At 69.1% G+C, this 24,507-nt stretch carries 22 protein-coding genes, 1 rRNA gene and 1 pseudogene; 5 read left to right on the top strand and 19 right to left on the bottom strand.

The genetic code is table 11. From position 1 onward, the window contains the following. Positions 1-77: 77 nt before the first annotated feature. Together ACWGI2_RS15450 and ACWGI2_RS15445 are read right to left on the bottom strand one after the other, a co-directional pair. Positions 78-965 carry a hypothetical protein gene (locus ACWGI2_RS15450; RefSeq protein ID WP_453696789.1) on the bottom strand — a complete coding sequence of 296 codons (888 nt, stop codon included), beginning with the start codon at positions 963-965 and terminating at the stop codon, positions 78-80. Positions 966-1,250: 285 nt separating this feature from the next. Next, positions 1,251-1,436, bottom strand: a pseudogene (locus tag ACWGI2_RS15445) (helix-turn-helix domain-containing protein); the annotation flags it as partial. Between the two features lie 203 nt (positions 1,437-1,639). Between ACWGI2_RS15445 and ACWGI2_RS15440 the strand changes: the two are divergent. Both ACWGI2_RS15440 and ACWGI2_RS15435 read left to right on the top strand, forming a co-directional pair. After that, positions 1,640-2,170, top strand: a complete 531-nt coding sequence (locus ACWGI2_RS15440) for a DUF4232 domain-containing protein (RefSeq protein ID WP_453695795.1) — start codon at positions 1,640-1,642, stop codon at positions 2,168-2,170. Between the two features lie 1,421 nt (positions 2,171-3,591). Further along, a complete protein-coding gene (locus ACWGI2_RS15435; protein WP_453695794.1) occupies positions 3,592-4,509 on the top strand; it encodes an NAD(P)-dependent oxidoreductase in 918 nt (305 codons plus the stop codon). A 26-nt stretch (positions 4,510-4,535) separates the two neighbouring features. Here ACWGI2_RS15435 and ACWGI2_RS15430 read toward each other — a convergent pair whose 3' ends face one another. The 7 genes from ACWGI2_RS15430 to ACWGI2_RS15400 all read right to left on the bottom strand — a co-directional run bounded on the left by ACWGI2_RS15430 (position 4,536) and on the right by ACWGI2_RS15400 (position 12,410). Continuing rightward, the gene (locus tag ACWGI2_RS15430; RefSeq protein ID WP_453695793.1) at positions 4,536-5,513 is read right to left on the bottom strand and encodes a zinc-binding dehydrogenase; all 978 of its coding nucleotides are present in this window, start codon (positions 5,511-5,513) and stop codon (positions 4,536-4,538) included. A gap of 84 nt (positions 5,514-5,597) precedes the next feature. Then, positions 5,598-6,590, bottom strand: a complete 993-nt coding sequence (hemB, locus tag ACWGI2_RS15425; RefSeq protein WP_453397623.1) for a porphobilinogen synthase — start codon at positions 6,588-6,590, stop codon at positions 5,598-5,600. Positions 6,591-6,732: 142 nt separating this feature from the next. Further along, on the bottom strand, positions 6,733-8,391 hold the full coding sequence (locus tag ACWGI2_RS15420) for a uroporphyrinogen-III synthase (RefSeq protein ID WP_453695791.1): 1,659 nt from the start codon (positions 8,389-8,391) through the stop codon (positions 6,733-6,735). Beyond that, positions 8,388-9,347, bottom strand: a complete 960-nt coding sequence (gene hemC / locus ACWGI2_RS15415; RefSeq protein WP_160506464.1) for a hydroxymethylbilane synthase — start codon at positions 9,345-9,347, stop codon at positions 8,388-8,390. Before hemC ends, ACWGI2_RS15420 begins: the two co-directional genes overlap by 4 nt. Further along, on the bottom strand, positions 9,344-11,074 hold the full coding sequence (locus ACWGI2_RS15410; RefSeq protein ID WP_453397625.1) for a glutamyl-tRNA reductase: 1,731 nt from the start codon (positions 11,072-11,074) through the stop codon (positions 9,344-9,346). Before ACWGI2_RS15410 ends, hemC begins: the two co-directional genes overlap by 4 nt. Continuing rightward, positions 11,071-11,826 carry a redox-sensing transcriptional repressor Rex gene (locus ACWGI2_RS15405; protein WP_160506462.1) on the bottom strand — a complete coding sequence of 252 codons (756 nt, stop codon included), beginning with the start codon at positions 11,824-11,826 and terminating at the stop codon, positions 11,071-11,073. The genes ACWGI2_RS15410 and ACWGI2_RS15405 overlap by 4 nt, the downstream gene beginning before the upstream one ends. Positions 11,827-12,131: 305 nt before the next feature. Continuing rightward, positions 12,132-12,410 carry a glutaredoxin family protein gene (locus ACWGI2_RS15400; RefSeq protein ID WP_399397822.1) on the bottom strand — a complete coding sequence of 93 codons (279 nt, stop codon included), beginning with the start codon at positions 12,408-12,410 and terminating at the stop codon, positions 12,132-12,134. Between the two features lie 149 nt (positions 12,411-12,559). Between ACWGI2_RS15400 and ACWGI2_RS15395 the strand changes: the two genes are divergently transcribed. From ACWGI2_RS15395 to ACWGI2_RS15385, 3 genes are all read left to right on the top strand, one after another. After that, complete coding sequence (locus ACWGI2_RS15395; protein WP_160506460.1) at positions 12,560-13,504, top strand: HAD family hydrolase; 945 nt, start codon at positions 12,560-12,562, stop codon at positions 13,502-13,504. Between the two features lie 301 nt (positions 13,505-13,805). After that, positions 13,806-14,597, top strand: a complete 792-nt coding sequence (locus ACWGI2_RS15390; protein WP_160506459.1) for an ECF subfamily RNA polymerase sigma factor, BldN family — start codon at positions 13,806-13,808, stop codon at positions 14,595-14,597. A gap of 267 nt (positions 14,598-14,864) precedes the next feature. Then, positions 14,865-16,106 (top strand): DUF5667 domain-containing protein, encoded by a 1,242-nt coding sequence (locus ACWGI2_RS15385; RefSeq protein ID WP_453695789.1) that lies wholly within the window; start codon positions 14,865-14,867, stop codon positions 16,104-16,106. 83 nt (positions 16,107-16,189) lie between these two features. Here the strand turns inward: ACWGI2_RS15385 and ACWGI2_RS15380 are convergent, their stop codons facing one another. The 10 genes from ACWGI2_RS15380 to rrf all read right to left on the bottom strand — a co-directional run. Further along, positions 16,190-17,275, bottom strand: a complete 1,086-nt coding sequence (locus tag ACWGI2_RS15380) for a lysophospholipid acyltransferase family protein (RefSeq protein ID WP_453695788.1) — start codon at positions 17,273-17,275, stop codon at positions 16,190-16,192. Positions 17,276-17,289: 14 nt separating this feature from the next. Further along, positions 17,290-18,336, bottom strand: coding sequence for an NAD-dependent epimerase/dehydratase family protein (locus tag ACWGI2_RS15375; RefSeq protein WP_453397629.1), 1,047 nt, complete (start codon positions 18,334-18,336; stop codon positions 17,290-17,292). A 349-nt stretch (positions 18,337-18,685) separates the two neighbouring features. Continuing rightward, positions 18,686-18,784 (bottom strand): 30S ribosomal protein bS22, encoded by a 99-nt coding sequence (locus ACWGI2_RS15370; protein WP_003948845.1) that lies wholly within the window; start codon positions 18,782-18,784, stop codon positions 18,686-18,688. Positions 18,785-18,910: 126 nt separating this feature from the next. Next, positions 18,911-19,120, bottom strand: a complete 210-nt coding sequence (locus ACWGI2_RS15365) for a helix-turn-helix domain-containing protein (RefSeq protein ID WP_157869005.1) — start codon at positions 19,118-19,120, stop codon at positions 18,911-18,913. Between the two features lie 132 nt (positions 19,121-19,252). After that, on the bottom strand, positions 19,253-20,068 hold the full coding sequence (locus tag ACWGI2_RS15360) for a phosphatase (RefSeq protein WP_453397630.1): 816 nt from the start codon (positions 20,066-20,068) through the stop codon (positions 19,253-19,255). Positions 20,069-20,318: 250 nt separating this feature from the next. Further along, positions 20,319-21,494 carry an acetoin utilization protein AcuC gene (locus tag ACWGI2_RS15355; protein WP_453695786.1) on the bottom strand — a complete coding sequence of 392 codons (1,176 nt, stop codon included), beginning with the start codon at positions 21,492-21,494 and terminating at the stop codon, positions 20,319-20,321. Further along, on the bottom strand, positions 21,445-22,707 hold the full coding sequence (locus tag ACWGI2_RS15350) for an MFS transporter (RefSeq protein WP_453695785.1): 1,263 nt from the start codon (positions 22,705-22,707) through the stop codon (positions 21,445-21,447). Before ACWGI2_RS15350 ends, ACWGI2_RS15355 begins: the two co-directional genes overlap by 50 nt. A 94-nt stretch (positions 22,708-22,801) precedes the next feature. Beyond that, positions 22,802-23,515: a VC0807 family protein gene (locus ACWGI2_RS15345; protein ID WP_453695784.1), complete on the bottom strand. Its 714-nt coding sequence runs from the start codon at positions 23,513-23,515 to the stop codon at positions 22,802-22,804. 195 nt (positions 23,516-23,710) lie between these two features. Continuing rightward, complete coding sequence (locus ACWGI2_RS15340) at positions 23,711-24,355, bottom strand: HAD family hydrolase (protein ID WP_453695782.1); 645 nt, start codon at positions 24,353-24,355, stop codon at positions 23,711-23,713. Between the two features lie 64 nt (positions 24,356-24,419). After that, positions 24,420-24,507 (bottom strand): 5S ribosomal RNA (gene rrf / locus ACWGI2_RS15335); the annotation flags it as partial.

Below are 24,507 nucleotides of genomic sequence, written 5' to 3'. Positions count from 1 at the left end.
CCTAGGCACGTAAGTGCGGTCTACACACGCCATTCCGGAATGCGGACTCCGCCGGTCAGGCCCCAGCTGGCCAGCAACTACTGGGCTGAGTCAGCCCCTTGGTCGTCATCGCGATTGGTCTTCATCCACTTCTTGCTGTCGAGCGAGTACCCGAAGACGGGACGGCCCTGGTCGCCGCTCGTGGCGAACGGCTTGCCCGTGTCGTCGATGCGAACCGTGCCGTGCCGGGTGCCACTCGACCACTCCAGCTCCAAGTACCACCGTACGTAGTGGGTGTTGGCGGTCGCGTTGATGTAGAACGCCTCGGGGTCGCTCGCGCTCACCTTGTAGGGGAAGCCGCTCTCCCCACCCTGTGGCGTCGGGCGGGGCACCGACGCGTCCAGGTTGACGTCGAAGGAGTGCTGGGGCACGCTGCCGCCGCAGCCGACGCCGAGGTAACCCATCTTGTAGTTGTTCCAGGCGAGGGGCGCGCTGGTTCCGGCGACGCGGACGTTCAGGGACTCCAGGACGACGGTGTCCTTGCCCGTCCCCTGCACGGTCAGCTTCACGGTCTGATCCCGGGCGGAAACCGCGCCGTTCGCGGACACCCAGCCGGGGGCGTCCTGTTCATTGGGGGGCGGGGAGAGACTGCCGGGGCCCTTGTCGACGAGGTAGGGATGGCCGCAGGGAGCATCCCAGTACTGAGGCTGAGTGGAAACGGTCACCGGAACAGCACCGGTGCCCCCGCCGGCACCCCCGGGCCCTCGGGGCTCGCCCCCACCACCCTTGCCCTCACCCTTGCCCTTGCCCCCGCTCTCCGGCTTGTCGGATGCCGCCGTCTCCTTGCCGCCCTTGCCCTTGCCGGGCTCCTTCTCGGAGGGCGACGCGGACACGGCGTCCGGGCTTCGGTCCAACTCCCCACCCTCCGCGCTCGGGGAGCCGGTGGAGACATGGTCACGGTCACCGCCGCCGGATGAGGCCTGCACGGCGACGACGGTGGCACCAAGGGCAAGAACAACACCGACGGCAACGAGCACACGGGCCCGGGGCACCCGCTTCCCAACTACGGCAGGGACAGGGCCGATAACGATGCCGGGAGCACGATCACGGGGACTCTCGTCGCCCCCATCGCCCACGGCACCGGCAGCCGCAACAACACCACCAGCAGCAGGAGAAGCAGGAGCGGACGTCCCCTCCCTACGGCCCCGCTCCCGATCCCCTCGCGACGCATCGGCCAGGATCCACCGCCGATGGACCTCGACCATCTCCTCCCGCGAGGCCCCGCACACCCGGGCGAGCCGCTCCAACGGAGCGAACTCCGTAGGTACGGCAGACCCGTTCACATACCGGTGCAGCGTCGAGGTCGACACATGCAACCGCTTGGCCAGCGCCCCGTAACTGAGCCCCGACCTCTCCTTCAGCTCCCGCAGCAACTCCGCGAGATCGCCCGCCCCCACGCTCTCTCCATCCCATCCGGCCGTTCCATGGAACGGAGTTTCCGCAGTTCACAGCCGTACGACTGTCCCAACGTCCCCAACTGCCGTCCCACGCTGGCCCCTGGGACAAAACCCCGCACAAGCTGTGGCCATACAAGCACGCCACATCCGGGAGCCTCTCGGCGCGGCTCGCGTCGCTCCCGTCACACCGAAAGAGACCAGCCATGCGATTCAGCACCAAGGCAACCGCAACTGCCGCAGCCCTCACCGCGGCCCTCTCGCTCACCGCGCTCGGCAGCGCCGCGTCGGCCGCGACCCCCGCCGCGAAGGCGGCGCCGGTCACGTGCACGGCCGCCACCACAAAGGTCACCGTGCAGGAGGTCGACCGCCCCATCAACCACCTGCTCCTGAAGGCCAAGAACACGGGCACGAAGACGTGTTACGCGTACGGCGCCCCGTTCCTCCGCTTCGACGAGGCCCAAGCGGCCACTCCGTGGCTCGACGCGAGCATGCCCCAGGCGGTCGTCACCCTCAAGCCGGGCCAGACGGCGTACGCGGCCATCGGCACGTCATCCCCCGAGGGCACGAACGGCTCCCAGGCCCACAAGCTGGAGGTCCACTTCTCCAACAGCGCGATGAACGGCAGCGTGGGCACCCCGGCGGACGCGAAGCTTCCGCAGGCAGGCGTGTACGTGGACAGCTCGGCGTTCGTAACGTACTGGCAGACGTCGGCGTCGGACGCGCTGATGTGGTGATGTGGTGATGTGGTGACGCTGCGGTGAAGCCCCTCGCCGCAGCGAAGCAGCAACCGTAGGGAACTACTGATTAGCGTGGTACTTGCGGGTGGGTGGCTGAGCGAGCCTCCATCCCTTGGGGGGACACTCGGGCCCGGTGGGGGCTGACTTTCGTCGGCTGATGTCCGAACGGGCCCCAGATTCAGCAATCCCTCAACAACCAACAACCAACGACCCGCTCGCGCCACTCGCGCCACTCGCGCCACTCGCGCCAAAAGACAGCAGCAACGAGGAGGGGGAGTGGGGGTCGGGGTGGGACTTTCGTTGCGGGCGGGGCTGGGGGCGGGACTTTCATTGCGGGCGCGGGCTGGGGGGGGCGAGTGGTGCGGGTGGGGGCAAGCAGTGCGCCCTGGGGGCGGAATGCAAGAAAGTCCCACCTCCTCCCGCAAAACCCCAGCTCGCATCCGGAGAGCGTGGGAATTTCCTGCAACGGGCGATGGGCAATAGGTCATGGCCTTCGCTCTGCCAGCGATCTAGCGGCGGCCTGGCGGCGATCTAGCTGCGACCGGCTGACGGTCTGTCGGCGATTGGCGCGTATCGGGGACCCATCACAGGCCCATCGGAGGCGCGAGTTGCGGATGTGCTGCGAGTGGCGGGCCATGGGGACGAGATGCGAGAAAATCCCACCCCCTCCCCGCAAAACCCCAGCTCGCATCGGGGGAGCGAGGGAATTTGCCGCAATGGGCGTGGGCAATAGGCAATGGGCGTCGCTCTGCCAGCGATCTACCGGCGCTCTAGCTTCGACCTGCCGACGCTCTGCCGGCCATCTGGCGCCGATTGGCGCGCATCGAGAACCCGTCGGGGACCCATCGCGGGCCCATCGCGGGCCCATCGGGTGCTGCGAGTTGCGGATGTGCTGCGAGTGGCGGGCCATGAGGGCGGAATGCAAGAAAATCCCACCCCTCCCCGCAAACACCCAGCTCGCCTCCGGAGCGCCCGGGATTTCTCTGCAATGGATCTCTGGACCTCTGAACCTCTGGACCTCTGGACCTCAACCCACCAACGACCGGCGGACAGGCGACGGCCGCCGCGCCCCTCCCCCCTCCCTGTTGCTGCGTCTCTGGCTGTTGCTGTTGCTGTTGCCAGCCACGCTAGGGGCAATGACGTGAAAACCCAGAGTTCAATCCATCCATGGCCACGTCCGAACATCAGCCGACGAAAGTCAGCCCCCACCGGACCCGAGTGTCCCCCCATGGGATGGAGGCTCGCTCAGCCACCCACCCCCAAGTACCACGCTAAATGCATTGCAACTCGCCCCAGCCACCCACTCACCAGCAGGTAAGTACCGCACTAATTAGTCGGTACTTGTCGCAACCGCAGGGCCCCACGAGGATCAAGGGCGTACCCAAAAGCGCCGAGAAGCACCCCCTCAAGGAGCCCCCATGCCAACCCCCACTGACACCCCCACCCCCACCCCCCAACCCCCCACAACCCTCCTAGGCCTAGGCCGAATGGGCACCGCCCTAGCCGCCGCCCTGATCAAAGCCGGTCACCCGACCACGGTCTGGAACCGCACCGCCTCCAAGACCGGGCCCCTCGTCGCCCAGGGGGCAGCCCCCGCGACCACGCCCAGGGAAGCCATCACCGCGAGCCCCCTGATCATCGTCTGCCTCACCACCAACGCGGACGTCCGCGCCCTCCTCGCCCCCGAGGTGGACGCCCTCGCCGGGCGTACGGTCGTGAACCTCACGAACGGAACGCCCAACCAGGCAAGGGAGTTGGCGGACTGGGCGGCGGCCCACGGCATCGCGTACATCGACGGCGGCATCATGGCCGTCCCCCAGATGATCGCGACGCCCGGCGCGTACATCCTCTACAGCGGCGCGGACGAGGCGGCCTTCGCCACCCACCGCCCCACCCTGGAGGCGCTCGCGGACACCAAGTGGGTCGGCGACGACCCCGGCGGCGCAGCGCTCTACGACCTGTCCCTGCTCACGGGGATGTACGGCATGGTGATGGGCGTAGCCCAGGCGTACGCGCTGATCGGCAGCGGAGGCGTACCGGCCCGGGAGTTCGCGCCGCTGCTCAGGGAGTGGGTCAACGCCATGACGGACGGCCTGGTGCCCGGCATGGCCGAGGCCCTGGACTCCGGGCAGCACCTCACGGACGTATCGTCCCTGGAGATCAACCAAGCCGCGCTCCCCAACTTCCTTACGGCATACGCCCAGGCGGGGATCAGCGACGAACTCTTCAGGCCGCTCCAGGGCCTCTTGGACCGCTCGATCGCCGAGGGCCACGCGGCGGACGGGCTCTCGCGCCTGGCGACCCTCCTCAAGAAGAGCCAGGCCATGCCAGCCTGAGGCTGAGGCTGAGGCTGAGGCTAGAGCTAAGGCACCAGCACGACCTTCCCCGTAGTCTGCCGCCGTTCCATCGCCGCATGCGCCCGCGCCGCCTCCGCCAGTGGGAACGTCTGCACCGCAGGCACCAACTCCCCCTTGGCCGCCGCCTCCAGGGCCCGCCGCTCGCGGTCGGGACCGTCCTCGGGTCGGGCTAGCAGCTGCATCAGCGCGTTCGTGACGGTGATGCCCCGCTCCTCCACGACACCCGCGTCCGGCTCGAACCCTTCCTGCGAGGACCAGCCGATGACCACGTAACGCCCGCCATCGCCGATGAGCCCGAACGCGGCGGCCGACTTCTCGCCGCCCACCCCGTCGATCACGACCGTCACCTGGCGCCCGTCGAGGCGCTCACGCACGGTATCCGCCCAGCCGGGCTCGTTGTAGTCGACGGCGAGATCGGCGCCGAGCCCCCGGACGGCCTCGACCTTGTCGGCCCCGCCTGCGGCACCGATCACCACCGCCCCGACGCCACGGGCGTACTGCACCACGAGCCGCCCGATGCCACCGGCGGCTGAAGTCACCAACACCACATCGGAGGAGGTGAGTTGGGCTACATCCAGAAGCCCCATGGTCGTCGAACCGGTCATCACCATGGCCACGGCTGACTCGAACCCGAGCCCGTCCGGCACCTCGTGCAGCTGGGCGAGGTCGGCCACCGTCAGTTCGGCGTACCCGCCGGGCTCACTGCGCGGGGTCACGACGGCCCGGCCGAGCCACGCGGGATCCACCCCGGGCCCCACCGCGTCGACGACTCCGGCGACTTCCCCGCCGAAGACGGAGGGCAGTTCGGGCAGCGGCGGCGCCATGTCACTCGCGTCGCCGCGCCGCATGACGGTCTCGACGTAGTGAACTCCCGCCGCCCGTACGGCGATCCGCACCTGGCCCGGCCCCGCGAGGGGGTCGGGCCAGGTCTCGTACGTCAGATTCTCGGCGGGCCCGAACTCGTGCAGCACAACGGCGCGCATACGTCCTCCTCAGAACGTCGACAGAACGTCTATGCACACCACCCTGCGACCTCAACCAAACTTGAGGTCAAGCGGCCGCCCGTTTCACAGCTTCCGCGCCACCTCCGTGGCCCAGTACGTGAGGATCATGTTCGCGCCCGCGCGCTTGATGCCGGTGAGTGACTCCATGATCGCCTGGTCCCGGTCGATCCAGCCGCGCTCGGCGGCGGCCTCGATCATCGAGTACTCGCCACTGATCTGGTACGCCGCCACCGGCACGTCGACCGCGTCGGCGACCTTGGAGAGGATGTCCAGGTAGGGGCCCGCCGGCTTCACCATCACCATGTCGGCACCCTCGTCGAGATCGAGCGCCAGCTCGCGCAGGGACTCACGGGCGTTGGCCGGGTCCTGCTGGTAGGTCTTGCGGTCGCCCTTCAGGGACGAACCGACAGCCTCGCGGAAGGGGCCGAAGAAGGCGGACGAGTACTTGACGGTGTAGGCGAGGATCGAGACGTCCTCGTGCCCGACCTGGTCCAACGCGTCGCGGATGACGCCGACCTGACCGTCCATCATGCCGCTCGGGCCCACCACGTGGGCGCCCGCGTCCGCCTGGACCTGCGCCATCTCCGCGTACCGCTCAAGGGTGGCGTCGTTGTCGACGCGCCCCTCGGCGTCGAGGACACCGCAGTGACCGTGGTCGGTGAACTCGTCGAGGCACAGGTCGGACATGACGATGAGGTCGTCACCGACCTCGGCGCGTACGTCGCGCAGGGCGACCTGGAGAATCCCGTCCGGGTCGGTGCCGACGGTCCCGGCGGCGTCCTTCTTCTCCTCCTCCGGCACCCCGAAGAGCATGATCCCGGAGACCCCGGCCTCCATCGCCTCGACGGCGGCCTTCTTCAGGCTGTCGCGGGTGTGCTGGACGACGCCGGGCATGGCGCCGATCTCCACGGGGGCGCTGATCCCCTCGCGCACGAACGCGGGGAGGATCAGGTCGGCCGGGTGGAGGCGCGTCCCGGCGACCATGCGCCGCATGGCGGGGGTCGTCCGAAGGCGGCGGGGCCTGGCCCCGGGGAAGGATCCGTACTTGGTGGTCACTGTCTCTCTCACCTCACGCTGTGTCTGGCACTCCGGCCCGCCCCAGACCCAACCTCAAACGCCGGACAGGCTGGGATATCCAGCCTGTCCGGCGTTTGAGGACGAACTCGGCGAAGCCGGTGATCAACGGTACGCCTGAGCCTCAGGGTGCCGTACGCCGCCTACGGGAACCAGGCCGCCGCTCGCTGGGCCGGGTGACGGGGTCCCCCGCGTCGAGCGCAGCCATCCGACGCCGGGTTCCGAACTCCGCCAGCGCCTCGGCCAGCTTGTGGACCGAAGGCTCCGGAGCCATCACGTCCACCCGGAGCCCGTGCTCCTCCGCGGTCTTGGCGGTGGCAGGGCCGATGCAGGCGATGACGGTCACGTTGTGCGGCTTGCCGGCGATGCCGACGAGGTTCCGCACGGTGGACGAGGAGGTGAAGAGCACGGCGTCGAAGCCGCCGCCCTTGATCGCCTCACGCGTGTCCGCCGGGGGCGGCGACGCGCGCACGGTCCGGTAGGCGGTGACGTCGTCGACCTCCCACCCGAGGTCGATGAGCCCGGCTACCAGCGTCTCCGTGGCGATGTCGGCGCGCGGCAGGAAGACGCGGTCGATCGGGTCGAAGACCGGGTCGTACGGCGGCCAGTCCTCCAGCAGGCCGGCAGCCGACTGCTCACCCGAAGGAACCAGATCAGGCTTCACACCAAATGCGATCAGCGCCGCCGCGGTCTGCTCGCCCACTGCCGCGACCTTGATCCCGGCGAAGGCGCGGGCGTCGAGCCCGTACTCCTCGAACTTCTCGCGCACCGCCTTGACCGCGTTGACGGAGGTGAAGGCGATCCACTCGTAGCGGCCCGTGACCAGGCCCTTGACCGCGCGCTCCATCTGCTGGGGCGTACGCGGCGGCTCGACAGCGATGGTCGGCACCTCGTGCGGCACCGCTCCGTAGGAGCTCAGCTGGTCGGAGAGCGAGGCCGCCTGCTCCTTCGTACGCGGGACGAGTACGCGCCACCCGAAGAGCGGCTTCGACTCGAACCACGACAGCTGGTCGCGCTGGGCGGCGGCGGACCGCTCACCGACCACGGCTATGACGGGCTGCCCCCCGTCGGGCGACGGCAGCACCTTCGCCTGCTTGAGCACCTGCGCGATGGTGCCGAGGGTCGCCTGCCAGGTGCGCTGACGCGTCGTCGTACCGGCGATCGTCACCGTCATCGGGGTGTCCGGCTTGCGTCCGGACGAGACGAGTTCACCGGCGGCCGCGGCTACGGAGTCCAGGGAGGTCGACACGACCACGGTCCCGTCGGATGCCCCCACCTCGCTCCAGCAGCGGTCGGACGCGGTGCGCGCGTCGACGAAACGCACGTCCGTGCCCTGGGCGTCGCGCAGCGGAACACCCGCGTAGGCGGGTACACCGACCGCCGCCGCGATGCCGGGCACGACTTCGAAGGAGATGCCCTCGGCGGCGCAGGCGAGCATCTCCTCGGCCGCGTACGTGTCGAGGCCGACGTCGCCGCTGACGGCACGCACGACCCGCTTGCCGCCCCTCGCTGCCTCCATGACAAGATTGGTGGCGGCTCGCAATGACGAGGCTTCGGCGATCGCTGACGCGTCGTCAACTGCCCCTGGCTGAGGTGTGTCCACACCTCCCCTGGCATGCGCGCGAACGACGTCGAGCACATCAGGCTCGGCGATCAGTACGTCCGCTCGGGCCAGCGCCTCGACGGCGCGCAGCGTAAGTAGTCCCGGATCTCCGGGTCCGGCACCCAGGAAGGTGACGTGCCCGTGTGCGGGAAGGCCGGGAAGGTTCGAGGTGGGGCTCAAAGTGCTCGCTCCCCCATCAGACCGGCCGCGCCCTTGGCAAGCATCTCGGCAGCGAGTTCGCGGCCGAGCGCCATGGCTTGGTCATGCGTCTCAGGCACGGGACCGGTGGTGGACAGCTGCACCAGCGTCGAGCCGTCGGTTGCCCCGACGACGCCGCGCAGGCGCATTTCCTTGACAATCTGCCCGTCGGCCAGCAAGTCGGCCAACGCACCCACAGGTGCGCTGCAACCGGCTTCCAGGGCGGCGAGCAGGGATCGCTCGGCGGTCACGGCGGCCCGGGTGTACGGGTCGTCGAGCTCGGCGAGCGCGGCGGTCAGTGACGCGTTGGACGCGGCACATTCGATCGCCAGTGCCCCCTGGCCGGGGGCGGGCAGAACTGTGTCGACCGACAGGAAGTCGGTCACCTCGTCGATCCTGCCGACGCGGTGGAGCCCGGCGGCGGCGAGCACGACGGCGTCGAGCTCCCCCTTGTGCACGAACCCGATGCGGGTGTCGATGTTCCCGCGGATCGGCACGGTCTCTATGGCGAGTCCGTGGTTGCGGGCGTAGGCGTTGAGCTGCGCCATGCGGCGGGGCGAGCCCGTGCCGATGCGCGCGCCGCTCGGCAGCTCGGGGAAGGTCATCCCGTCGCGCGCGATGAGTACGTCGCGGGGGTCCTCGCGCAGCGGGACCGCGGCCAGGGCCAGGTCGTCCGGCTGCGCGGTCGGCAGGTCCTTCAGCGAGTGGACGGCGAAGTCGACCTCGCCGGCGAGCAGCGCGTCGCGCAGGGCGGTCACGAAGACGCCGGTGCCGCCGATCTGTGCCAGCTGCTCACGGGACGTATCGCCGTACGTCGTGATCTCCACGAGCTCTACGGGGCGGCCGGTCAACTGCCTCACTGTTTCGGCCACTTGCCCGGACTGGGCCATGGCCAGCTTGCTGCGCCGTGTCCCGAGCCTCAGTGCCCTCTCGGTCATGCCCGGCCTCGATTCGGATCTGTTTGCGATGCGTTCTGATCGGTGGGTTCATTGATCTTGTCGGCCCTGCTGACGGCGGCGACCGTCTGCGGGTCGAGGTCGAAGAGGGTGCGCAGCGCGTCGGCGTACCCGGCGCCGCCGGGCTCGCTGGCCAGCTGCTTGACGCGCACGGTGGGTGCGTGGAGCAGCTTGTCGACGACGCGGCGGACGGTCTGGGTGATCTCCGCGCGCTCCTTCTCCGGAAGTCCGGGGAGCCGTCCGTCGAGCCGCGCGATCTCGTTCGCGACGACGTCGGCGGCCATGGTGCGCAGGGCGACCACGGTCGGCGTGATGTGCGCGGCCCGCTGGGCCGCGCCGAAGGCGGCGACCTCGTCGGAGACGATCGCGCGGACCCGCTCCACGTCCTCGGCCATGGGGGCGTCTGCGGAGGCCTCGGCGAGCGACTCGATGTCGACGAGGCGTACGCCGTCGATGCGGTGCACGGCGCCGTCGATGTCGCGGGGCATGGCCAGGTCGAGCAGGGCGAGCAGGACGTTGCCGGTCTCGACGATCGAGGGGCCGCGGCGCCGCTCGGGCACACGCCCCGTGGCGGTCACGGCAGCGGCGAGCGCGGTGATGGTGTCGGCCTCGCTCGCCGGGTCGTCGCGGCGCTCGGCGGGCGCGTTGTCCACCCAGGCGGCGTGCTGCTCAAGGGTGGCGGCGTCCATCCCGGCGACGGCTTCCTCGCCCATGACGGAGAACCCGACGCCGCGGGGCACGGCCGCCCCGTCGCCGGAGAGTCCGAGCGGGCACGCCTCGTCGGAGTCGGCGGCAGCGTCGTGCGTGTGCGGGGCGGAGGGGGCCGAAGACGCGGGCACGCGGGGCGCGCCCACGGTGACGGGCGCGCCGGTGCGGTCGGCCACGCCTGCCGCGACGGCCTCCGCGGTCAGGACGAGACCCGTGGCGCCGGTGCAGGAGACCGCGACATCTGCACGTGTCAGTTCGGCCGCCACCTGGTCCATCGGCACGGCGCGCGCGATGGTGCCCGTGCCGCCCTCGGAGAGGATCTCGGCCAGGCGGTGCGCCCGGTCGAGGGTGCGGTTGGCGACGACGACCTCGTGGACCCCGGCGCGTGCGAGCGTCGCCGCGGCGAGCGAGGACATGGAGCCGGCGCCGATGACCAGGGCGCGCTTGCCCTTGGCCCAGGTCTCGACCGGCTGGCGCCCGGCGAGCTGTTCGAGGCCGAAGGTCACGAGCGACTGCCCGGCCCGGTCGATGCCGGTCTCCGAGTGCGCGCGCTTGCCGACCCGCAGGGCCTGCTGGAAGAGGTCGTTGAGGAGGCGCCCCGCGGTGTGCAGCTCCTGGGAGCGCGCGAGGGCGTCCTTGATCTGGCCGAGGATCTGCCCCTCGCCGACGACCATCGAGTCCAGGCCGCAGGCCACCGAGAACAGGTGGTGGACGGCTCGGTCCTCGTAGTGGACGTACAGATAGGGGGTGAGCTCTTCGAGGCCCACACCGCTGTGCTGTGCGAGCAGCGTGGACAGCTCGGCGACGCCCGCGTGGAACTTGTCCACGTCGGCGTACAGCTCGATGCGGTTGCAGGTGGCGAGCACGGCAGCCTCGGCCGCGGGCTCGGCGGCGAGCGTGTCCTGAAGGAGCTTGGCCTGCGCGTCCACGTTGAGCGCGGCCCGCTCCAGGACGCTCACCGGAGCACTGCGGTGGCTCAGCCCTACGACGAGGAGACTCATGCCGGCATCACGGCGGGGACGTCCCCGTCGGGTCCTTTCCGCTGCTGCTTGGCGGCAGCGGGCGGCACGGCACCGTCGGCCGCGGCTTCCTCGCCGGCCTTGCGCTGCTCGTGGAAGGCGAGGATCTGCAGCTCGATGGAGAGGTCGACCTTGCGTACGTCGACGCCGTCGGGCACGGAGAGAACGGTGGGCGCGAAGTTCAGGATCGAGGTCACGCCGGCGGCGACGAGCCGCTCGCAGACCTGCTGGGCGGCGCCCGCCGGGGTGGAGATGACGCCGATGGAGACGCCGTTGTCGCTGATGATCTTTTCGAGGTCGTCCGTGTGCTGCACCGGCATGCCCGCGACGGGGGTGCCCGCCATCGCCGGGTCGGCGTCGATCAGCGCCGCGACGCGGAAGCCACGCGAGGCGAACCCGCCGTAATTGGCGAGCGCCGCACCGAGGTTACCGATGCCGACGATCACGACGGGCCAGTCCTGCGTCAGGCCGAGCTCGCGTGAGATCTGGTAGACGAGGTACTCGACGTCGTAGCCCACACCACGCGTCCCGTAGGAACCGAGGTAGGAGAAGTCCTTGCGCAGCTTCGCGGAGTTGACCCCCGCGGCGGCCGCGAGCTCCTCGGAGGAGACCGTGGGCACCGAGCGCTCCGACAGTGCGGTGAGGGCTCGGAGGTACAGCGGAAGCCTGGCGACGGTGGCCTCGGGAATCCCTCGGCTGCGGGTCGCCGGTCGGTGAGTTCGGCCAGTTGCCACGGTGCTCCTGCGGGTAGAGCGGGGCTGCAGGCGGTCACACGTCCCCAGACCGCCCCGTCGAATGCAGGCTATGTCTTTGTGAACGCGTGCACAAAGATGGTGTCCGATTTGCCCGGCCAACGTGACCGGGGTCACGCGCCCCCGGCGCACCTTTCGGGAACCGGCGCACATGAGGCTGCGGCGCTCACTTGATGGGGGCAAAACCGCACACTCTCCTCACGATCATCGCCCCCGAGACCAAAACCGCCCACGATCCTAAGGGACCATTCGGGCCGTTTGGACTCGTCGGTCAGTGACGATTCGGACTACGGAGCGAGCTCGCGGCGCAGTCGATCTTCGTTCACGCGCCAGAAGGTGTGCTGCTCCCCATCGACCAGAACCACCGGAATCTGTTCCCAGTAGGCCCGGTTGAGCTCTTCGTCCTGAGTGATGTCCTTCTTCTCCCATACGACTCCCAGCTCGCCGCAGACCTTCTCGATCACCAGCTGTGCTTCATCGCACAGATGACAGCCGGGCTTTCCGATCAGGGTGACCGTCCGGTCCTGGGGCTTCTTCTTCTCCGTACGGCGAAAAATCGGGCTCATGACACCATTCTCGCCCCGCCGACGCGCCGCACGGGCCGTCTCTTCGGTCGCCTCTTCGGGCGCCCCTTTAACGGTGCGGTCGCGCAGAGTTCACAGCACCGAATCCTGCCGACTCCGGAACGACCGAACGAACTAGCTATGCTCACGACATGGCCGCTCTCGGATGGCTCACCCCCCGTAGGCGCTCCGCCACCGCGCGGAGCGTGTTGGCAGGCGAGGCCTCGGCTGAGGCAGCGCGCAAGTCCTCGCAGGAGCTGGAGGAACTGGCGGAGGCCGCCGCGCCCGACGAAGCCGAGCAGGAGCCGGAGTTCCCGGTCTTCGGCGACGACAAGGCCGCCGCCTTCTTCGACCTCGACAACACCGTGATGCAGGGCGCCGCGATCTTCCACTTCGGCCGAGGCCTCTACAAGCGGAAGTTCTTCGAGCGCCAGGAGCTGGCCAGATTCGCCTGGCAGCAGGCGTGGTTCAGGCTCGCGGGGGTCGAGGACCCCGAGCACATGCAGGACGCGCGCGACAGCGCCCTGTCCATCGTCAAGGGCCACCGCGTCGCCGAGCTGATGTCCATCGGCGAGGAGATCTACGACGAGTACATGGCCGAGCGCATCTGGCCCGGCACGCGCGCCCTGGCCCAGGCCCACCTGGACGCGGGCCAGAAGGTCTGGCTGGTCACGGCCGCCCCGGTGGAGACGGCGACGATCATCGCCCGCCGCCTCGGCCTGACGGGCGCGCTCGGCACGGTCGCGGAGTCCGTGGACGGCGTCTATACGGGAAAGCTCGTCGGCGAGCCCCTGCACGGCCCGGCGAAGGCCGAGGCGGTACGCGCGCTCGCGTCGGCCGAGGGCCTGGACCTGGCCCGCTGCGCGGCGTACAGCGATTCGCACAACGACATCCCGATGCTCTCGCTCGTCGGGCATCCGTACGCGATCAATCCCGACGCCAAGCTGCGCAAACACGCACGTGAGCGGGACTGGCGCCTGCGGGACTACCGCACCGGCCGCAAGGCCGCCAAGGTCGGCATCCCGGCCGCCGCGGGCGTCGGCGCCATCGCGGGCGGCACGGCCGCGGCCATCGCCCTGCACCGCCGCCGCCACTGAACATTCTCTCGGTCCTACCCCGCCCGGGCTCTCGCCAGTCACGTTGGTAGCACTCGGCCACAACACGCCCTGTGCTTAGACGGAATGTGACCCTTTTCGATCAACAAGCGTTCACTGTGCGCTACTTGAACGGGCATAGACCGGTAACAGAAGCGACGTAATCGGTGATTTGAGCAACTGGGTGTAGTGCCGCCTGTACGAAGCGTTATTCTCCTCAGACGCATTACGGACCCCACACGTCGCTACGACGGGTGAACGGTTCCGCACTGCACGTGATGGAAGCTCTGCCTCTGGGAGTCCCGTGTACCCACACGTCGGGGTTGACGCCTCGGGCCTGGCTACGCTGCGCGCAACGGTCGCCGACCGCTTGCGCGGCTTCGTCCCCACCGCGTACGCCGGCCCCGCCGTCCCCGCATTTGCCGTCCCCACACCCGCCGGGCCCGTCTATGCCCTGGCGGACAGCGGCGCGGCGGTCAGCAGACGGGCTCGTTCCGCCTCTGCCGCCACCTCAACCCCCACCCCCCGCCGTCCCGCCGCGGACAGCGACAGCGCCCGCATGATGGACCTCGTCGAGCGCGCCCAGGCGGGCGAGTCCGACGCCTTCGGCCGTCTCTACGACCAGTACAGCGACACGGTCTACCGCTACATCTACTACCGCGTCGGCGGCAAGGCGACCGCCGAGGACCTCACCAGCGAGACCTTTCTGCGCGCCCTGCGCCGCATCAGCACGTTCACCTGGCAGGGCCGCGACTTCGGCGCCTGGCTCGTCACCATCGCTCGCAATCTGGTCGCCGACCACTTCAAATCGAGCCGTTTCCGCCTCGAAGTGACCACAGGCGAAATGCTCGACGCCAACGAGGTCGAGCGCAGCCCCGAGGACTCCGTCCTGGAGTCCCTCTCGAACGCCGCACTGCTCGACGCCGTGCGCCGCCTCAACCCCCAGCAGCAGGAGTGCGTGACCCTGCGCTTCCTGCAAGGCCTCTCGGTCGCCGAGACCGCTCGGGTCATGGGCAAGAACGAGGGCGCGATCAAGACCCTCCAGTACCGCGCCGTGCGCACGCTTGCCCGGCTCCTCCCCGACGACGTGCGCTAGCGCCGTACGCCGTCCATCGCCCTCTGTAGCCGTACGGAGCGCTCAACTCACGCTCCGTGGCGGCCAGATGGCCGTCACGGAATTTGGGCGGTCCGATCATCCTCCGTCCGTAACCCAAGTGCCGCGACGCTCGTTGTGCGGGATGCAGGCTCCCTGTGGTCGCCCCCTGACTACCTCCGCTCACTCTTTCGTGTGGAAGTGTTCAGGTCGGGCAACCCTCAGGACCCCCTGGGGAGTCGACCGTCATGACGAGAGGAGGTGCCGCCAGTGATCGCGAACGTATCGGCACACCGGCGGGCGAACGCCTTCGCCCAGGCCCTGGAGGAGCAATCCGACCAGAGCCCGGCGGCCGAGCAGTCCGAAGGTTCCGTCACGCCTGATCCCATGCCGTCCGAAAAGGCGGCCCCGGACAGGATGTTGACCCTGGCGACCGGCCTCGGCGAGCTGCCGAAGCCGGAGCTTGATCCCGAGGTCAAAGTGGTCCAGCGGGCCCAGCTCGTAGCTGCCATGGAGGCCATGCTCCTTGAGGGCACGGCCGCGGGCGGTGGGACCATCGGCACCTCGGTGCCCGAACAGCGGTCCCGCAAGGGTGCCCACCGGGCCACGGGACTGCGCAAACTGAAGCCGCGCTCCCGGCTGTCGAAAGGCATCGCCGCGGGTGGGCTCACCGTCGGCGTGGCCGCCGGCGCGTTCAGCGGGGTGGCCGCGGCCAGCTCCGACGCGCTGCCGGGCGATTCGCTGTACGGCCTGAAGCGCGGCATGGAGGACCTCAAGCTGGGCATGGCCGACGGCGACAGCGACAAGGGCGGGGTCTATCTCGACCACGCGTCGACGCGCCTGAACGAAGCCCGTCGGCTGATGGAGCGTGGCCGCACCGGCGACCTCGACCACGAATCCCTGGGCGAGGTCAGGCGAGCCCTCTCGGGCATGCGGCACGACGCCACGGAAGGCCACCGCCTTCTCCACCAGGCGTACGAGAGAGACGGCTCGCTCGGCCACATCCAGACCCTGTCCGCCTTCGCCGAGTCGCACCGCAGGAGCTGGAGCGACCTGCAGAGCCGGCTGCCCGTCCAGCTCGGCGACGTGGGCGAGGAGGTGACCTCGGTCTTCGACGCGATGGACCAGGAAGTGGACCCCCTCCGCTCCCTCTTCCCCAGCACCCCGGACACGAGCGACGCCCCCGGACAGCCGAGCCAGGGCGACTCCTCCGGCTCCTCGGCCCCGGACCGCCCCGCGTCCCCGGATTCGTCTCCGAGGGAGGGCTCCAGCGCCGACAACAGCAGGCCTCGCCCCTCCACATCGGACGGCGGCAGCGAGGACGACGGCCTCCTCGGCGGCAACACGGGCGGTCTCCTGGACCCCCCGAAGTCCGACACGACCCCGAGCAACCCGCTGGACAGCGGTTCCTCCGCCAAGGAGTCCCCGTCGGCCAAGCCGGATGTCACGGTGCCGCCGATCCTGCCCGGTCTGCTGCCGGGCCTGGGGATCGACGAAGAGGACGCGAAGTAGCGGTACGCATGAGGGAGGGCCGGACCCGGTGGGTCCGGCCCTCCCTCATGTCGGCCCTCAGAAGAACGCGGGCATGGCGGCCCTCAGAAAAACACGGACCGCCGCTGCACCAGCAGCTTGTACAACGTGTGCTGAATCTGCTCCCGGACCTGATCGGTCAGGTTGAACATCAGCATCGGATCCTCCGCAGCCTCCGGCGGATAACCGTCCGTGGGAATCGGCTCCCCGAACTGGATCGTCCACTTCGTCGGCAACGGCAACGCACCCAGCGGCCCGAGCCAAGGGAACGTAGGCGTGATCGGGAAGTAGGGGAAGCCAAGGACCCGCGCCAACGTCTTCGCGTTGCCGATCATCGGGTAGATCTCCTCCGCCCCCACGATCGAGCAGGGAACGATCGGGGTCCCGGCCCTCAGCGCCGTGGAGACGAACCCGCCCCGCCCGAACCGCTGCAACTTGTAGCGCTCGCTGAACGGCTTCCCGATGCCCTTGAACCCCTCCGGCATCACCCCCACCAGCTCGCCCCGCGCGAGCAGCCGCTCGGCATCCTCGGCGCACGCCAGCGTGTGCCCCGCCTTGCGGGCCAGTTCGTTGACCACCGGCAGCATGAAGACGAGGTCCGCCGCGAGCAGCCGCAGATGCCGCCCCTCGGGGTGGTTGTCGTGCACGCCGACCTGCATCATCAGGCCGTCCAGCGGCAGCGTCCCCGAGTGGTTGGCGACGATCAGCGCCCCGCCCTCCGACGGGATGTTCTCGATGCCCTTCACCTCGACGCGGAAGTACTTCTCGTACAGCGGCCTCACCAGGGACATCAGGACCTGGTCGGTGAGCTCCTCGTCGTAACCGAAGTCGTCGACCTCGTAGTCACCCGTGAGCCGCCGGCGCAGAAACGCGAGGCCACCCGCGATACGCCGCTCCAGACCACCGCCACCGCCCCGCGTCTCCGGTTCGGCACCGGCACCGGCACCGGCCTCAGGAGCCGCCCGGCGCGAAGGCTGCGGCTCGGCCCGCTCCATCTTCGGCTCTCCGTCCTGCTGGCCCGGCATGGCCGTGACCTCACGCACGGCTGCCGGATCGTTCTTGCGCCGGCCCGCGCCCCTGCGCCGCGACGGGCGCTGCGCACCCGTGCGCGACCGGTCGTCGTCGAACGGAATGACCTTGGCGTCCGCCATCGTTGACGCTCTCCTCAGTTGGCGCTCTGGTTGCCCGCGAAGGGCAGCGTGGCGATCCGGTCGATGGCCCCCGCGACGGCCTGCGGCGGCAAGAGTCCCGGACCCCGACTGCGTACGAAATCCGCGAAGGTCTCCGCGGTCGTGTACTTGGGGCTGAAGCCCAGTGTCTCGCGCATCTGCCGGGTGGCCACGACCCGGCCGTGGGTGAGCAGCCTGATCTGCTCGGGCGAGAAGTCCGTCACGCCCACGGTGCGCAGCGCCTGGCCGACCCAGGTGACCGCGGGCATGAACACCGGCAGCGTCGGGCGCCCCAGGCGCCGCGAGCACTGCGAGAGCAGCAGCAGGCCGTCACCGGCGATGTTGAACGTGCCGCTGTTGAGCGTCCCGCGCGCCGGGTCGTGCGCCCCCAGGCGCAGGACCTCGATCGCGTCGTCCTCGTGCACGAACTGCAGCCGCGGGTCATAGCCGAAGACGGTCGGCAGGACCGGCAGCGAGAAGTACTCGGCGAGCGGGGAGTCCGCGGTGGGCCCCAGGATGTTCGCGAAGCGCAGCACGCAGACCGCCACGTCCGGGCGGCGGCGCGCGAAGCCGCGTACGTAGCCCTCGACCTCGACGGTGTCCTTGGCGAAGCCGCCGCTCGGCAGCGACTTCGGCGGCGTCGTCTCGGTGAAGACCGCGGGGTCACGGGGCGCGGAGCCGTACACGTTGGTGCTCGACTTCACCACGAGCCGCTTGACCGTCGGCGACTTCTGGCAGGCACCGAGCAGCTGCATGGTGCCGATGACGTTGGTTTCCTTGAGCGAGCCGCGATTGCCGCCGGCCAGCGCCGTGCCCGTGACGTCCATGTGCACGACGGTGTCGACGGAGAACTCGGCGAGCACCTTGGCTATCGCGGGCTGCCGGATGTCGGCCTGGACGAAGTCGGCACCGCCCAGATGGTGCTCGGGAGGGACCGCGTCCACGGCGACCACCCGGTCGACCTCGGGATCGCGCAGGACACGTCGGACGAACCGTCCGCCCAGTTGTCGGGCCACCCCGGTCACGAGCACGACCTTGCCCAAGATCAGCGCCTGCCTTCCCCAGCCCTCGAAGTCCTGCCGCGCCCCATCATTTCTCTCCCGGCACACGCTAGCGGGTCGATGTTGCGCTGTGATGACCGCCTGATGCAGGAAGTGACGACAGCCACATACAAGCGCACAGACCAGGCCCTACGCCCAGACCAGGACGTACGCCGGATCGGGACGCACATCCTGCCTAGTACGTACGTTCCAAACAAGCCCCCAGGCAACCCACCGAGGCCCGAAATCCGGCCGGAAGACGCCCTGGAGGGTACCCCTGGAAACCCTGGAAACGCCGAAGCCCTCCCGCCGGATGGCGGGAGGGCTTCGATACGCGCTGAACAGCTGTCGCTTACTTCTTGTTGCGACGCTGAACGCGAGTGCGCTTCAGCAGCTTGCGGTGCTTCTTCTTGGCCATCCGCTTACGCCGCTTCTTGATAACAGAGCCCACGACTACCCTCGCTCACTTCTCATCACTCGGTGCGGGGCAGCTGACTGGGCCCACACGACCTACGTCGGCCCTAGCCTACCCGCCCCCGGGTGAGGGACGTAATCGAGGGGGATCGACCGGCTCCGGTCAGCCCGCCTCGACTCCTACATAGGATTCGCGGAGGTACTCGTGAACCGCCTGCTCCGGGACCCGGAAGGACCTTCCGACCCGGATGGCGGGCAGATGACCGCTGTGCACCAAGCGGTACACGGTCATCTTGGACACTCGCATCACCGAGGCGACTTCCGCCACGGTCAAGAACTGAACCTCGTTCAGCGGCCTCTGGTCTGCAGCCATGACACCCCACCTGAACCTTCCGCACATGACGGGCACCGGCTTCCCCTTCCGGTGACGCTTCGTCGCTGCGCGCTCACTCCCCAGACTAGGGGCGGATGATGCGAGTGGGGAAGAGGAGTAGCGATCGGCCGCCTACTGTGACAGACACGCTCGATTGAGTACATAGCGAGTAAGCGGTCGGTAGTAATCAGACCGCACAGCGTCATCAAGCGGAACGACGACGGACACCTGCCCCTCGGCCTCTCCGACGAACAGCGCGGGATCGTCCGTATCCGCCAGACCGATCGCCTCAAACCCCAGCTGACCTGCCCCGCAGACCCATCCGTGGTCCCCGATGACGAGCTCGGGAAGCGGTCCTTCACCCTCCGCGGCGGCCGCGAGAGCGGCTCGAACCGGGAGCGGGGAGTGGGTGTGTGCGCCGGTCTCACTCCCGGTGGGACGCGCGCCGGGTTCCCGCACCAGCGCGACTCCTTGTACGTAGTCAAGGTTGTACGTGCGTAGGCCGAACCGGGTCGTTATGTCGACACTGTTGCCCTGCGCGGGGGTGAGAACGGTGCACCCGGCCGCCGACAAAGCGTCCGCCAGGGCGGCGTAGAAGCCGATGAGCCGGTGCGGATGTCCCGTCCCGAAGAGCACCGGAAGCCGCCTTCGCGCCGCGTCCGCGAGCCTCTCGGCGAAGGCGTCGAGCGCGGCCAGCGTCCGCTCCGGGTCGATGACATCGCCCCCCGAGGTGTGCCGCGGATCGGCGGAGACCCCGCACTTGTCGGCCATGAGCCCCAGCAAGTCACCGGGCCCCCAGCTCCACTCGGGATCGAGACCGAGCAGTATCCGCGGGTCACGGGCCGCGAAGAGCCGATAGCTCCGCAGGCTCTCTTCCCGCGTGGTGGCTACGGGCCCGGCCAGCCGGGCAGCCAACAGATGCGCACGCAACGCTCCGGTGCTCAACACGCTGCGAGCGTGCCGCAGAGAGCCGCCGCATACCTCTAAAACCCAGAAAAACCCCCACAGTTGGGCTAACACGCCGTACCGTTGTGGGCAGACGTTCCGCAGGGCGGAACGGGTGGGCACAACACCGAAGCTCCCGAGCACCGATCAACAGGGCGCCAGGTCAGAGGCGGGGACTGGGGCGGAGCCCCAGTTTCGGGAAGGGGCGGGATTGGGGAAAGCCCCGCAGGGCCCACCCGACCCGCACCGCCCCCTACGGCAACAACCCCCGCAGCGGAAACGCCGAGCGGCGAGCAGCAAGCACCGCCTGGTCGAGCCGATCAGCGGGATCGTACCCGTCCTCCCACTCCGCCCAGGAGACAGGCCACCGCCCATCCGTCATCCGCGCAGGAGCCAACTGCCGCGTACGAGCGAAGACTTCCTGCCGCCAGGCCTCCGGAATCATCTCCGAAGGATCGATCTCCCGCCCCGCGGCGATAGCGGTCAGATGCGTCCAGGACCGAGGCACGACATCCACCACGGCGTACCCACCCCCACCCAGGGCGACCCACCGCCCATCGGCGTACGAATGCGCCAGCTCATGGCAGGCCACCTGCACGGCCCTCTGAGCATCGAGCGAAACGGCAAGATGCGCCAACGGATCCTCGAAGTGCGTATCAGCCCCATGCTGAGTGACAAGCACCTGCGGCCGGAACTCCGCCAACAACTCAGGCACCACGGCGTGAAACGCCCGCAGCCACCCCGCGTCCCCGGTCCCGGCCGGCAACGCCACGTTCACAGCCGTCCCCTCGGCGTCCCCGGCCGCACCCGTCTCCTCGGGCCACCCGGTCTGCGGGAACAGCGTCCGCGGATGCTCGTGCAGCGAGATCGTCAGGACCCGCGGATCGTCCCAGAAGGACGCCTGCACCCCGTCCCCGTGGTGCACATCCACATCCACGTACGCGACCCGCTCGGCGCCCAGTTCAAGGAGCCGCGCGATGGCCAGCGAGGCATCGTTGTAGATACAGAACCCCGAAGCGGACCCCGGCATCGCATGATGCAGCCCGCCCGCGAAGTTCACCGCATGCAGCGCTTCCCCGCGCCACACCGCCTCGGCCGCACCCACCGACTGCCCGGCGATCAGCGCCGACACCTCGTGCATCCCCGCGAAGGCGGGATCATCCATGGTCCCGAGGCCATAGCTGCCGTCCGCCGACGCCGGATCGGCGGACGCGGCCTTGACCGCCTCCACATAGTCCTCGCGATGCACGAGCCGCAACGTCGAGTCACCGGCACGCTTGGCCGCGACCACGTCCAACTCACGGTCGAGCCCGAAGGCACCGACCAGGCTTCTGGTCAGCGCGAGCCGGACCGGGTCCATCGGGTGCTCAGGACCGAAGTCATAGCCCGTTACTGCCTCGTCCCACATCAGCTGTGCGCGGCCGCTCATGCCCGTCACCGTATCGGTCCGCTCCGGGGGCGAAAGACCGGGCGTACAACAAGGTCACGAGCACCAACACCATGGGAACGAGCATCGCCCCGCGGTAGTTCCAGGCATCACCCAGCGCGCCCACCAGCGGTGAACCGATCAGGAACCCCACGTAGTTGAAGACATTGAGCCGCGCGACAGCGGCGTCCGACGCCCCAGGGCCGTGACGTTCAAAAGCCTGCCGCCCCGCCGCGGCGAAGGTCTGCGGAACGATCACGCTCAACCCGAACCCGAGCACCGTGAAGCCCAGGATCCCGGTCCACGCCCCGGGCGCCACGGCCACAAGCGCGAACCCGAGAGCGGCCACCACCGACCCGACCCGCACGACCGCCACGGCCCCGAACCGCCGCACGCCCAGGTCCCCGAGGCCCCGCCCCAGCAAGGTCATGACCATGTAGACGTTGTAGGGGACGGTCGAGACCTCCTCCGAACTCCCCAGCACGTCCTGCAGATACTTCGCGCTCCAGTTGGAGACGGTCGAATCCCCGATGTACGCGAAGGTCATCACCAGGCAGAGCGGCAGGAGCAGCTTGAAGGCAACGGGCCCGCCCTTCCCCTCACCGGCATCAGCGGCGCCGCCCCCCGTATCCCCATTGGCGTCGACATTGGCGTTGACATTGGCGTCGACGTACCACCGGCTCCCCACCAGAGCGGCCGGCAACAGCACCACGACCACCGGCAGATACGAGACGAAGAGCGACAGATCCCAGTGCGCCCCCGCCCACGCGATCGACGCCCCCGCGATCCCACCCAGGCTGTACGCCGCGTGAAACCCCAGCATGATGCTGCGCCCGTACGCCCGCTGCAGACTCACCCCGAGCATGTTCATGGACGCGTCCAGCGCGCCCACCGCGAGCCCGAACGCCCCCAGCGCCACGGCCACTTGCCACAGCGCGTCGCCGGCACCGGCCCCGAGCAGCGCCAGGAGCACCACGGGCTGCGACCACCGCAGCACGCGGCTGGGCGGCACCCTCTTGACCAGCCATTCCGTGCTGACGCTTCCGACCCCCGCGAGGATCGGCACAGCGGCGAGGAACACCGGCAACAGGCCGTCGGATATCCCGTACCGATCCTGAATGGCGGGAATCCGCGTCACCAGCAACGCGAAGGTGACGCCCTGCACCAGGAAGCTGAACGCCAAAGAGGCCCTGCCGCGCCGCAGCTCATCTGTCATGGCTGCTGAGCGTAGGACCCCTGACTACCAGTGGGTAGATAGATCACTCACCCAATTCCGACGGCCGGTCCCGCGACGCCTTCCCGCCACGTCCTCACCGCCCGAGCGCGCCGAGCTCCTCACTCACCTCCTCGCTCACCACCTTCTCCATAGGGCCGACGACCAGACGGCCGCTCGCGAAAACCGTCGCCGTGATGGTGACGCCGGCGATCGCGCCACCGAGCCACACCATGGTGTCGACCGGCAGCGTGTAGGCCCCCACGACCCGCACCACCGCCTCACCGAACAGCGCCACACCCCACATCACCGAGAACATCCGCTCCATCCGCGCGAACCGCCCCCGCTCGGCGATCAGCCGCTCCCACACAGCGGTCCGCACCGGATTCCCCTTGGTCACCCAGGGCTTGAGCGCCACGGTCATCAAAGGCCGCCCCGCAGCCACGGACACCAGCACGGCTATCCCGATCGTCGCGGTGATCCCACTGTCCTTGGCGAGCATCAGGCGCGGGTCACCGGAAAGCAGGCTGAGCAGCAGCCCGACGATGTTGGCGGCCAGGATGAGCGCCGCGAGGCCATTGACCCTCCGCTCCCTGACCACGCCCCACAGCGTCCGCCCGGCGGGCACCACGCTGCTCCAGGCGAGCGCAGCCATCGTGCCCATCCCAAAACCCTTGCTGAGCAGGTAGTACGAGGCTGTGGGCACCACCGCGTCAAGGACGAGCGGCTTCAGCGACTCCCAGCGGGACTGCCGAACGGCAGGCGTCTTTTCAGTACCTGCGGCTATGGCTGAGGTGGCGAGCTGGCTCACGGCGATCGGTCCTCCGTCGTCACTGTCACTGGGTGCGTCGCGTACTGGGTGCGTCGCGTACTGGGTGCGTCGCGTACTGGGTGCGTCGCGTTCGTTCTCGACGTACTCACCTTCGCCGCGGCCGCCCATCGGCCGACAGAAACGATCGTCCGGACCTGACAATGACAAATGTCAGCCCGCTCCCCCCGCCCCACGTCATACGAGCAGGTCAGCCAACTCCGCCATGTCCCCGAAGAGTTCAGTGGCCCCCGAAAGTCGCTCGGCCGGCGTCATGGCGGTGAACCCGTACACATCCATGCCCGCCGCCACAGCCGCCTTCACCCCCAACGGACTGTCCTCGATCACCACACACCTCTCAGGCGCCACTCCCATGCGCTCGGCGGCGTACAGAAAGAGATCCGGCGCCGGCTTCCCCCGACCCACATCCTCGGAACTGAAGATCCGCTCGTCCCCGAACCACCGGTCGAGCCCGGTCCGCCGATGCCCGACACGAATCCGCTCATGACTCCCGGACGAGGCAAGGCAGTACGGCACTCCGTCAGCCGCCAGCTTCTCCAGTACGTAGACGGCCCCCGCCACGGGCTGCAACTCCCGCTCGAAGGCGGCAAAGACACGAGCATGGAAGGTCACATCAAAATCCTCGGGCAGCCGCTGCCCACTGCGCTCAAGAACAAGATCGTGTACGCGATGGACGGCGGCCCCCATGTAGTCACGGAGGGAGTCCTCGTACGTGGTGGGGTGGCCGAGCTCGGTCAGATAGGCGGCGAGAATGGTGTTGGAAAGCGGCTCGCTGTCCACGAGAACGCCGTCATTGTCGAAGATGACCAAGTCGTATCGCATAACTCGACCCTAAACGCAGAAAACCCCCGCACCCAGAGGGTGCGGGGGTTTCCCGTCAATAATAGTTCGGCGGCGTCCTACTCTCCCACAGGGTCCCCCCTGCAGTACCATCGGCGCTGTGAGGCTTAGCTTCCGGGTTCGGAATGTAACCG

Source organism: Streptomyces sp. NPDC054866, assembly GCF_053610745.1.
Note: the sequence above shows the minus strand (reverse complement) of the source record. Positions and strands in the feature narration are given on the sequence as shown.

Bases quoted from the DNA above. Each gene is read 5' to 3' on its own strand.
- ACWGI2_RS15380 (WP_453695788.1), bottom strand. From the start codon at position 17,275: ATGGCGGACGCCAAGGTCATTCCGTTCGACGACGACCGGTCGCGCACG.
- ACWGI2_RS15430 (WP_453695793.1), bottom strand. From the start codon at position 5,513: ATGCGCGCCGTTGTGCTGCACGAGTTCGGGCCCGCCGAGAATCTGACG.
- ACWGI2_RS15395 (WP_160506460.1), top strand. From the start codon at position 12,560: ATGGCCGCTCTCGGATGGCTCACCCCCCGTAGGCGCTCCGCCACCGCG.
- ACWGI2_RS15410 (WP_453397625.1), bottom strand. From the start codon at position 11,074: ATGAGTCTCCTCGTCGTAGGGCTGAGCCACCGCAGTGCTCCGGTGAGC.
- ACWGI2_RS15365 (WP_157869005.1), bottom strand. From the start codon at position 19,120: ATGGCTGCAGACCAGAGGCCGCTGAACGAGGTTCAGTTCTTGACCGTG.
- ACWGI2_RS15350 (WP_453695785.1), bottom strand. From the start codon at position 22,707: ATGACAGATGAGCTGCGGCGCGGCAGGGCCTCTTTGGCGTTCAGCTTC.
- ACWGI2_RS15440 (WP_453695795.1), top strand. From the start codon at position 1,640: ATGCGATTCAGCACCAAGGCAACCGCAACTGCCGCAGCCCTCACCGCG.
- ACWGI2_RS15340 (WP_453695782.1), bottom strand. From the start codon at position 24,355: ATGCGATACGACTTGGTCATCTTCGACAATGACGGCGTTCTCGTGGAC.
- hemC (WP_160506464.1), bottom strand. From the start codon at position 9,347: ATGACCGAGAGGGCACTGAGGCTCGGGACACGGCGCAGCAAGCTGGCC.
- ACWGI2_RS15400 (WP_399397822.1), bottom strand. From the start codon at position 12,410: ATGAGCCCGATTTTTCGCCGTACGGAGAAGAAGAAGCCCCAGGACCGG.
- ACWGI2_RS15435 (WP_453695794.1), top strand. From the start codon at position 3,592: ATGCCAACCCCCACTGACACCCCCACCCCCACCCCCCAACCCCCCACA.
- ACWGI2_RS15355 (WP_453695786.1), bottom strand. From the start codon at position 21,494: ATGAGCGGCCGCGCACAGCTGATGTGGGACGAGGCAGTAACGGGCTAT.